6 protein-coding genes, 1 other RNA gene and 2 pseudogenes are annotated in these 8,246 nt (G+C 59.6%); 2 read left to right on the top strand and 7 right to left on the bottom strand.

From position 1 onward, the window contains the following. Nucleotides 1-233 (top strand): annotated as a pseudogene (locus VMU57_RS19105) (phospholipid carrier-dependent glycosyltransferase); the annotation flags it as partial. A gap of 2 nt (nucleotides 234-235) precedes the next feature. Here VMU57_RS19105 and hpnI read toward each other — a convergent pair. Genes hpnI through VMU57_RS19090 form a run of 3 tightly spaced genes read right to left on the bottom strand, consistent with a single transcriptional unit; the run spans nucleotide 236 to nucleotide 3,939 of the window. Then, entirely contained in the window at nucleotides 236-1,414 is a 1,179-nt protein-coding gene (hpnI, locus tag VMU57_RS19100; RefSeq protein WP_325386341.1) for a bacteriohopanetetrol glucosamine biosynthesis glycosyltransferase HpnI, read from the bottom strand. A gap of 30 nt (nucleotides 1,415-1,444) precedes the next feature. Continuing rightward, complete coding sequence (locus tag VMU57_RS19095; RefSeq protein ID WP_325386339.1) at nucleotides 1,445-2,698, bottom strand: ABC transporter permease; 1,254 nt, start codon at nucleotides 2,696-2,698, stop codon at nucleotides 1,445-1,447. Nucleotides 2,699-2,715: 17 nt separating this feature from the next. Then, nucleotides 2,716-3,939 carry an ABC transporter permease gene (locus VMU57_RS19090; protein ID WP_325386337.1) on the bottom strand — a complete coding sequence of 408 codons (1,224 nt, stop codon included), beginning with the start codon at nucleotides 3,937-3,939 and terminating at the stop codon, nucleotides 2,716-2,718. Nucleotides 3,940-4,076: 137 nt separating this feature from the next. On the opposite strand from VMU57_RS19090, the gene rnpB reads away from it, so the two are divergent. Continuing rightward, nucleotides 4,077-4,528, top strand: an RNA gene (gene rnpB / locus VMU57_RS19085) — RNase P RNA component class A. A gap of 74 nt (nucleotides 4,529-4,602) precedes the next feature. On the opposite strand, the gene VMU57_RS19080 is transcribed toward rnpB, so the two are convergent. The 4 genes and pseudogenes from VMU57_RS19080 to VMU57_RS19065 form a co-directional block, all read right to left on the bottom strand. After that, complete coding sequence (locus VMU57_RS19080; RefSeq protein WP_325386335.1) at nucleotides 4,603-4,881, bottom strand: hypothetical protein; 279 nt, start codon at nucleotides 4,879-4,881, stop codon at nucleotides 4,603-4,605. A 124-nt stretch (nucleotides 4,882-5,005) separates the two neighbouring features. Continuing rightward, complete coding sequence (locus VMU57_RS19075) at nucleotides 5,006-5,989, bottom strand: VWA domain-containing protein (protein WP_325386333.1); 984 nt, start codon at nucleotides 5,987-5,989, stop codon at nucleotides 5,006-5,008. Between the two features lie 86 nt (nucleotides 5,990-6,075). Further along, nucleotides 6,076-6,672 (bottom strand): Holliday junction branch migration protein RuvA, encoded by a 597-nt coding sequence (ruvA, locus tag VMU57_RS19070; protein WP_325386331.1) that lies wholly within the window; start codon nucleotides 6,670-6,672, stop codon nucleotides 6,076-6,078. A 129-nt stretch (nucleotides 6,673-6,801) separates the two neighbouring features. After that, nucleotides 6,802-8,246, bottom strand: a pseudogene (locus VMU57_RS19065) (Cna protein B-type domain-containing protein); the annotation flags it as partial.

The following is an 8,246-nucleotide window of genomic DNA, read 5'->3' as shown; positions in this document are numbered from 1 at the left end:
ACATTCACATCCTCAACGGGCGCAGCTCCAATCTCTGGTACGGCTCCTTCTTTCCCGACGCTCCGCCCATCTTCGAGGACAACGACTCCATCGCCCTTAAATGGGCTGGCGTGCGCCGCATCTTCCTATGGCAAAGCCTCGACGACCCTCTCCCCCCACTGCCGGGAAAGACCTTCTTCATCGCGCAGAGCGGCGGCAAAGAGATCATCAGCAATCAGGCAGCGCCGTACTAGTCTTACTCCGTCTCAACTGCCCGCGTAATGCGCCCATCGCGCAGATGAAACCGCTCGCCCCGCCACACCACCGTGTCATCGGCAAAGCTCCACGCCCAGAAGCCGAGCCCGAAGAAATCCCGCAGCGGCAGCAGCCATAGATCGCGCAGCACCTGGCCATCGCGCAGGATGCCCACGCCAGCAGAAAGCGCCACCGCGACCCGCGCCAGCACCACGACGCTCAACAGCGAGAAGCTCCACAGCGCCAACCCGCTGGCGACGCAGTTCATCAACGCCCACGGCAGAGCATAGGTAATTCCCAGGCCAACGTAGCCCAGCTTGCGCGAGTCGCGCGTCGACCGCGACCAGCGCAGTTGATGATCGCAGAAGCCGCGAAAGCTGTACGCCGGAACCGTGGTATCGACCACCTCGTTCGATAGCTCGACGCGATAGCCCGCCGCGGCGATGCGCGCGCCCATCTCGTAGTCGTCGGCGAGATACTCGGTCAGCGGCTCCAGCCCTCCTGCCTTTGCCAGCGCCGTCCTGCTCATCGCCAGCGTCGAACCCAGGCCGAACCGAATGCCATGCTCCAGCTTGCGCGCCGTCAAAACACCGGGAAGAAAATCCGTCGAGATGCCTAAAGCCTCCAGCCGCGACCACAGCGTTCGTCCGCTGCCGCTCTCCGCCGTCCGTCCGATATACGGAGCCGTTACCATCCCAACCGAGGCCTCCGCGAAGCACCCCATCACGCGGGTGAGATACAGCGGCGAGACATAAATGTCGCTGTCGTTGATCAGCACATGCTCGTATCGCGCCTCGCGCAACATCTGCACCAGGTTGCTCACCTTGCCCGAGGTCCCCAGCCGCTCGCGGCACTCCACCAGGCGAATCACGCAGTCCGGAAACTCAGCCCGCAGCCGTTCAATCTCGCGGACGGCGGGATCGTCCATGCTGCTTACGCCGAACACAATCTCGAAGTTGCCCGCGTACTGCTGGCGGCAATGGCTCGCCAGCCCGGCATACATCTGCGGATCGACGCCCTTGACCGGCTTCAGGATGCTGACGTCGGGAGCAAAGCCCTCGCTCTTCGGCCGCCGCTTCCAGTAATGCGCGAAGTCCCGCGTCCCCCACCATGCCAGCAGCAGATACGCCAGCCCGGCAAGCGTCAACAGTGTAGTGATCGCCTCAATCGCTGTGGCCATGAAGCTAGTCTATCGAACCTCGGCGCCGGCTTACTCGTACCGCAGCGCCTCAATCGGATTCAGGTTCGCCGCCTTCCAGGCCGGATAGATTCCGAACACTAATCCAATCCCGCAGGAACTCAAAAACGCCACCAGCATCCAGACAGCCGACAGCGCCGCCGGGAACAGAATGGACACGCCTAACGCAAGAGCGCTCCCCACGCAGAGGCCGATGACGCCGCCCACCGCGCACAACGTCATCGCCTCCAGCGTGAACTGCGTCAGAATGGTCTGCTTCGTCGCTCCAATCGCCTTGCGTATCCCGATCTCGCGCGTTCGTTCGGTCACGCTCACCAGCATAATGTTCATCACGCCGACACCCCCCACCAGCAGTGCTACGCTCGAAAGAGAAACCAGCAACAGAAAAAGTCCGCTTGTAACGTTGTTCCACAAGCGTGTCAGCGAGTCGGTGCCGAAGATGGCAAAGTTGTCTGGTGCCGCATTCGCGACCTTGCGCCGCCGCCGCAACAGTTCAGTCAACTCGTCTTCTACCAGCGAGCGGTTCTTCGGATCGTCATACTTCAGCGTGATCCAATAGTCCAACTGCTCCGGATGCATGTAGTGAAACGTCGTGATCGGAAAATAGGCATGGTTGTCCTGCGGATTCTTTCCCCCGCCGAACGCCTGCTTCTGTTTGTCCAGCACGCCGACGACAGTAAAGACCATTCCCGCCGCCTGCACCTCTTTGCCCACAGCGCTCTGGCCTGGAAACAGTTCATCTGCGGTATCGCTACCCAGAACCGTCACCTCTGCGGCACGTTCCTGATCACCCCCGTTGAAGAACCGTCCCTCGCGCATATCCAACTCGCTGACGTCCTTCTGCGCCGGGGTATCGCCTTCAAGGATCGTGCCCTGCATACTCTTGCCGCCGCCCTTGATCGAGGTCACACCCGCTCGGTCGGGCGAGTTGTTATCCGTATATTGCAGCGCAGGCGAGACCGCGACCACATGCGGCAGCTCGCGCATCGCCATGGCGTCGTCGTAGGTCAGTTGTTTGCGGGTCAACATCTCGGTCGTGGGCCGCTGGCCAAACACCGGGAAGCGAAAGACAAATAATACATTCGACCCCAGTGACTTCACCAGGCCTTCGACCCTGCTGTTGAGCCCATTGACCACCGACGAGATAATGATCACCGTCATCACGCCAATGACGATTCCCAGAATCGTCAGCCCGCTGCGCAGCTTGTTCGTACGCAGTGTGTCCAGCGCCATCACGACCGTCTCTTTGCCATCGCTAATCCGCATAACTTGCCTTCCCGATCCTAATCAGCACGCAGCGCCACAATCGGATCCAGTTGCGCAGCCTTCCGCGCCGGATACACCCCAAAGAAGACGCCCGTCGACGTCGCCATGAACAGTCCCGCAAGCACGCTCCACAACGCAACGGTAGAGGGAAATCCAGCCACCAGCGTGATGACCTGCGCCACAATGATGCCGCCAATCACACCGAAGGCTCCCCCCACCAGCGCCATCGTTCCCGACTCGATCAAAAATTGCAGCAGTATGTCCTTCGGCCTCGCGCCCAGCGCCTTCCGGATGCCAATCTCGCGCGTCCGCTCGGTGACACTCACAAGCATGATGTTCATAATCACGATGCCGCCCACCACCAGCGAGATCAGCGCAATCGCTCCGGCAACCACACCAAACGAGTTCGTAACCGTGCTGAAGAACCCGACCAGCGTGTTGTTCGTGTCCAGCTCAAAGGAGTCCGGTGCTCCCGGCAGATCATGCCGCTGCGACCTCATCAACACGCGCACTTCGTCGGCCGCATCCTCCAGTATCGGTCCCGCGGAGCCCGCCTTCACATAGATCGTAAGCGTCTTCTGCGTCCCATAATTTTTTTGATACGAGGTCAGAGGCACACCAACCCAGTTGTCCTGGCTTTGCCCAAAGGTGCTGCCCTGTTTCTCGCTGATGCCGATGATCGTATACGGCGTCCCGTCGACGCGCAGCTCCTGCCCCAGCGGATTCTGACCGGGAAACAGGTGGTCCTGAATGTCCGTCCCAATGATGGCCACATTGGAGGCGCGCTCCTCGTCTGCCTCGGTAAAACCGCGCCCCTGCTCGATGTTCAGGTTCTGCAATGACGGCATCTGCCACGTATAGCCGCGAATCTGAGTATCGGTGACCGACTGCGTTCCATTTACAATCGTGCCTGTGGTCGCCTGCTGCGCCCCAATGCCAACGCAGCGCTTGCAATTTTCCCTGACGTAGAGAAAGTCGGAGTAGAGGACGTTCTTTCTCTTCTGATACCGCTGATACTCTTCGGAACTGGTAATGATCTGCGGCATCTTCGACACCGTAAACACATCCGCCCCGTAGCTCGAGAACTTCGTTGTGACGTAGGTGTTCGCGCCGTTGACCAGCGTCACCACGGCGATGACGCTGGCCACGCCGATGACGACCCCCAGCAGGGTCAGGATCGACCGGAGCTTATTGGCCCACAGCGACTGCAGCGCGATTTTGACGGCCTCTTTGAATTCCATCGATATCCGTTCCGGGGGTTCCGATTGAGACTACCAGCCCAGCGAGAGCAAAGCGAGAGGCCAGCCAAAGTCTTATACGGAATGAGATAGCGGTTAGTTCGCCGCCAAATGGGGCTATCTGCGATACACTCAACCTTGCAGGCGGCTGGATGATCGCTGCCGTCCGCGCCGCAAGGTGTCGGACGGGGGAGGAAAGTCCGAACTCCGCAGGGCAGTGTGCCGGATAACGTCCGGGACGGCCGCTTCAAGGCGGCTGGACGGCAAGTGCAACAGAGAACATACCGCCCGCCTCGCGCAAGCGGGGAAGGTAAGGGTGAAAAGGTGCGGTAAGAGCGCACCGCGCGGCCAGTAATGGACGCGGCAGGGTAAACCCCACACGGAGCAAGACCAAATAGGCAGGGATCGCACCGCTCCTCTTCAGGCGGGCGAGCGTATCGGCCCGATGCGTCCAGGCGAAGAGACCGGCGGCGAGCGAAAGCTCCATGCCAGAGCCGAAACCTGCGGGTAGGTTGCTGGAGCGGCTCAGTAATGTGCCGCCTAGAGGAATGATCGTCTAAAACAAAATTCGGCTTACGGGCCGTCTGCAAACCTAATGGCCCCGAAGATCGCAAACCGGTCCCGGGGCCATCCTTCTTTTGAAGCCTTCTTTTGAAGGATCACTGCTCAGGCTGCTTCCTCATGCGTATTGCTCGCAGGCAGCAGCAGACCCTCAATCATCGGGCCGCATCTCCAGAACAATACCGCGGCCACCAACAGCACAAGGATGTGCGCGAGATTTGAAATAATCCCCGTCCACTCAATGGGGAGCAGAGCCATGTGCGTTCCTGGAAAGGCATGGCTCAATTTCATCCGTTGAGAGAGCACAAATACCTGCACGGGAAGGTTAACCAAAGAGTCATTCAGCGCCACAATGATTTGAAGCAATGCAATAGCGCGGCTCACAAGGAGCACTATGTCTCGTCTTGACATGTGTGATTTTCACCTTGAAGCCACGATAAGTGATGTCATTTCGAATGGAAAGCAAGAATCTGGAAAAAAGCCGGAGCCTGATTCAGACCGGCTGTACTCAGCGCATCGGTGCATAATACCCGGAACGAACCGTAAGCTTCTCCACCCGATCAGGCCCCATCAGTTCAATGCGGTGAAACGAGCCATCGTGCTTCAATTCCGGCGGTTTATAGATAATGCGATATTGGTTGCGAAGGTTCGCTTCGATCTCGCGCAGATCGTCGTCTACGCCATCCGCGGACTGGTTGTAGCTAAAGACGCGGCCGCCCGTCTCCCGTGCCAATTGAGCCAGTGTTCCCGAACCCGCCGCGTCAAATTCGGACCCTGCCTCCGCGCGAAAGGTGTAGATGACGGTATCGGTACTCTGGCACATATCGACTGCCTGTTTCAGCGAGACACGGCTGGCATCGTCGTCGCCGTCTGAAAACAGCATGATGAAGTTGGCGCTGGCCGCATGATTGATTCTGCCGAACTGGTAATGGCAGGTGGCATAAAGAACGTCGAAGAGGGCTGTCGTGTTGCCCAGCAGGCTGACATCGCTCGCGGTGGACCCGCGGATGGCTGTGGCAAGTGCAGCGGGATCGCTGCTCCAGGGCTGCAAAATCTCGGATCGATCGCCAAATTCCACGACGATGGCCTGATCGGTCTGTTGCCGCAGGACCGACTCAGCGTACTCCCCTGCGATCGTGCGAATCGTTGCATGCTGTTCGTGCATGGACCAGCTTGTATCCACCAGAATGGCGGCGCGAATGGGATAGTCTCGCAGCAATTTGAAGGCAAGGACCTTACGCGGCGGCTTCCCTTTGTCGAGAAGACGCAGCTCATCGAGCTTCAGATCGTTGACGGGGAGACCCATGGCATCAGCCGCATGGAAGTTGAGGATGACTTCATCGACAGAGACGCTGAGGTTGTAAGGCTCCGTCGATTGAGATGGAACTGCCGCAATATTTGTCTGTGAATCGTTGGTCTGCAAATCTGTGCGTTGCGCACCGGCAGCGAGTGAAAAGATCAACAGACCGCAGCTAGTCCAGAAAAAACGCATTGCGTGAAATTCTATGACGGACGCAGCGTTACCGTCCCGCCGGACCGAATAATTTTCACCGACCCAAACCGGCAGAGAAGCTGCCTCTATCGAATCGCCGCCATCGCCGCACGAAAGAGCGTCTCGAAGTCCTGCGCCGCTTCAACATCCTTCGCAATGGCTGTCTCAATCGCCTTCTGCGCAATCGGCCGCGGATAGCCAAGATTCACCAGCGCCGAAAGCACATCGTCGCCAGCCGGGCCATGATGCACGCCCGAAGCTCCAGCAACCGGCACCGCCATATCGTCGAGCTTGTCCTTCAACTCCAGCACCACGCGCTCGGCGGTCTTCTTCCCGATTCCCGGAATCCGCGTCAGCGTGGCGTGATCGCCCGAGCGAATCGCCGTCACCAGCCGGTCGGCAGCGATGCCGCTCAACACCGTGATCGCCAGCTTCGGCCCGATCCCGCTGATGGTCAGCAGCTTCTCGAACAGCCGCTTCTCCTGCATCTCCGCAAAGCCGAACAGCGCGAGCTGGTCTTCGCGGACATGCGTATAGATGTGGAGCGAGGCCTCCGCGCCTTCAGCGGGAAGGCTGGTGAAGGTAGTCACCGAGATCGTGGCTCCATAGCCCACGCCGGCGCATTCAATCACAGCTTCATTCGGACTCTTGGAGAGGAGGCGGCCTCGGAGATGGACGATCATGCTTCGCTGATTGTATCCGGTAAGCCGATTGCAAAAATAACGAGATGCCACCACACAAGCGGGTGCCCATGTCCCGCTTCTGGGACATGGGTTTCAAACGCCGCGACCTGCTACACCAGGAAGAACGCTTTAGAAGTGGTAGCGCAGCGCAAACTCCAGAACCCTCGGATCGGTCGCAGCCGTGGCCTGCCCGTAGGTGCTCGAGCCGAAGTTCGTACCGATGGAAGTGAAGTTCGTGTGGTTGAAGATATTGAACGCCTCCGAGCGGAACTCGAAGAAGTTCGACTTCGTGATGTGAAACTCCTTGTAGAGCGACATATCGAAGACCACCAGCCCAGGCCCCTGGATGCTGCCCGTCGCGCCATTGCCATAGAAACCCGCCTGCGGAGCCTGGAACGCCGCCGTGTTGAACCACTCCTTCTTCGTCTTTGGCCCATGAATGCTGACGCCCGCCACGCGGTCTGCACGCACCGCATTGCCCTGCTTGGAGATGCTCAGCCCCGGCGAAAGCGACGTTCCGCTGCGCAGCGTCGTAATGTCCGAGATCTTCCATCCGCCCAGCGCGCTCCCCTTGAAGCCCTTGGCCTCGCGCAGAAACGGCAGGTTGTAGATCGCCGTCACCGAGAGCGAGTGCGGGAAGTTCAGCCCCTCGGCGTTGCCGTAGTAGCGCGAAGGATTGTAGGGATCGATGGCGCTGAAGGTGCCGCCGACGTGGTCGGTAAGATCGTGCGACCACGTATAGGCCACGGTAAGAAAGAGGTTGGTCGTCACCGGATGGCGCAGGCTCAACTCCAGCGCATTCCAGTTCTGGTTCTGCCGCGAGGTATAGGTGCTGATCGCCGCATAGCCCTGATAGGGCGCGAACTTGTACGGGGTAATCTTGCCCGCATTGATGCTCGGATCGAAGTCGTAGATCCCCGTGTGCGGCGCAGCGTTGTAGTTCCACGTCCCCACCAGGTGCCGCGCCTGGCTCGACGCCCCGGCCACGGAGGCGATCCAGTTGGGCGCGAACTCGTGCTGCAGGCTCAGGCTGTAGGTGTGAACCTGCGTGGCCTGAATGTCCTGATCGGCCGCATTAATCGAGCTGATGGTCGGGGCCTTGGCCGTTCCCGTGCCCACCGGGTCAGGGAAGTTGGCATTCTGCAAATTCGACGACTGCAGCCGCGGAGGATTGATCGCGCAGTTGAACGAGCAGTCCTGGTTGGTGAAGATGCGCGTATAGGTAATGCCATAGCCGCCGCGCAGCGACGTCTTGCCATTGCCGAAGACGTCCCACGCAAAACCCGCAAGCGGCCCGGCGTACCAGACGTGGTCATTCGAGAAGCTGTTCGGCAGCCCGTTCGTCCCATTGGTCACCAGGCCGTTGAGCGGGTTGTAGGACGGAGTCACGGTGATCGTCTGATTGTTATTGACGATGGGAGCGTTCGCCGGATTGAACGCCGAAGGAATGAAGTTCGTCTCCGACTGCGGCGGCCCGTAGGGCAGCGGCATGTGGAACAGGCGGATGCCCGCAGTCAGCGTAAGGTTCCGCGTCAGGTTGATGCGGTCCTCTACATAAGGCGAGATCTCCATCG

Origin of the sequence: Edaphobacter sp. (assembly GCF_035532915.1) — a bacterium.
GTDB lineage: Bacteria > Acidobacteriota > Terriglobia > Terriglobales > Acidobacteriaceae > Edaphobacter.
Note: the sequence above shows the minus strand (reverse complement) of the source record. Positions and strands in the feature narration are given on the sequence as shown.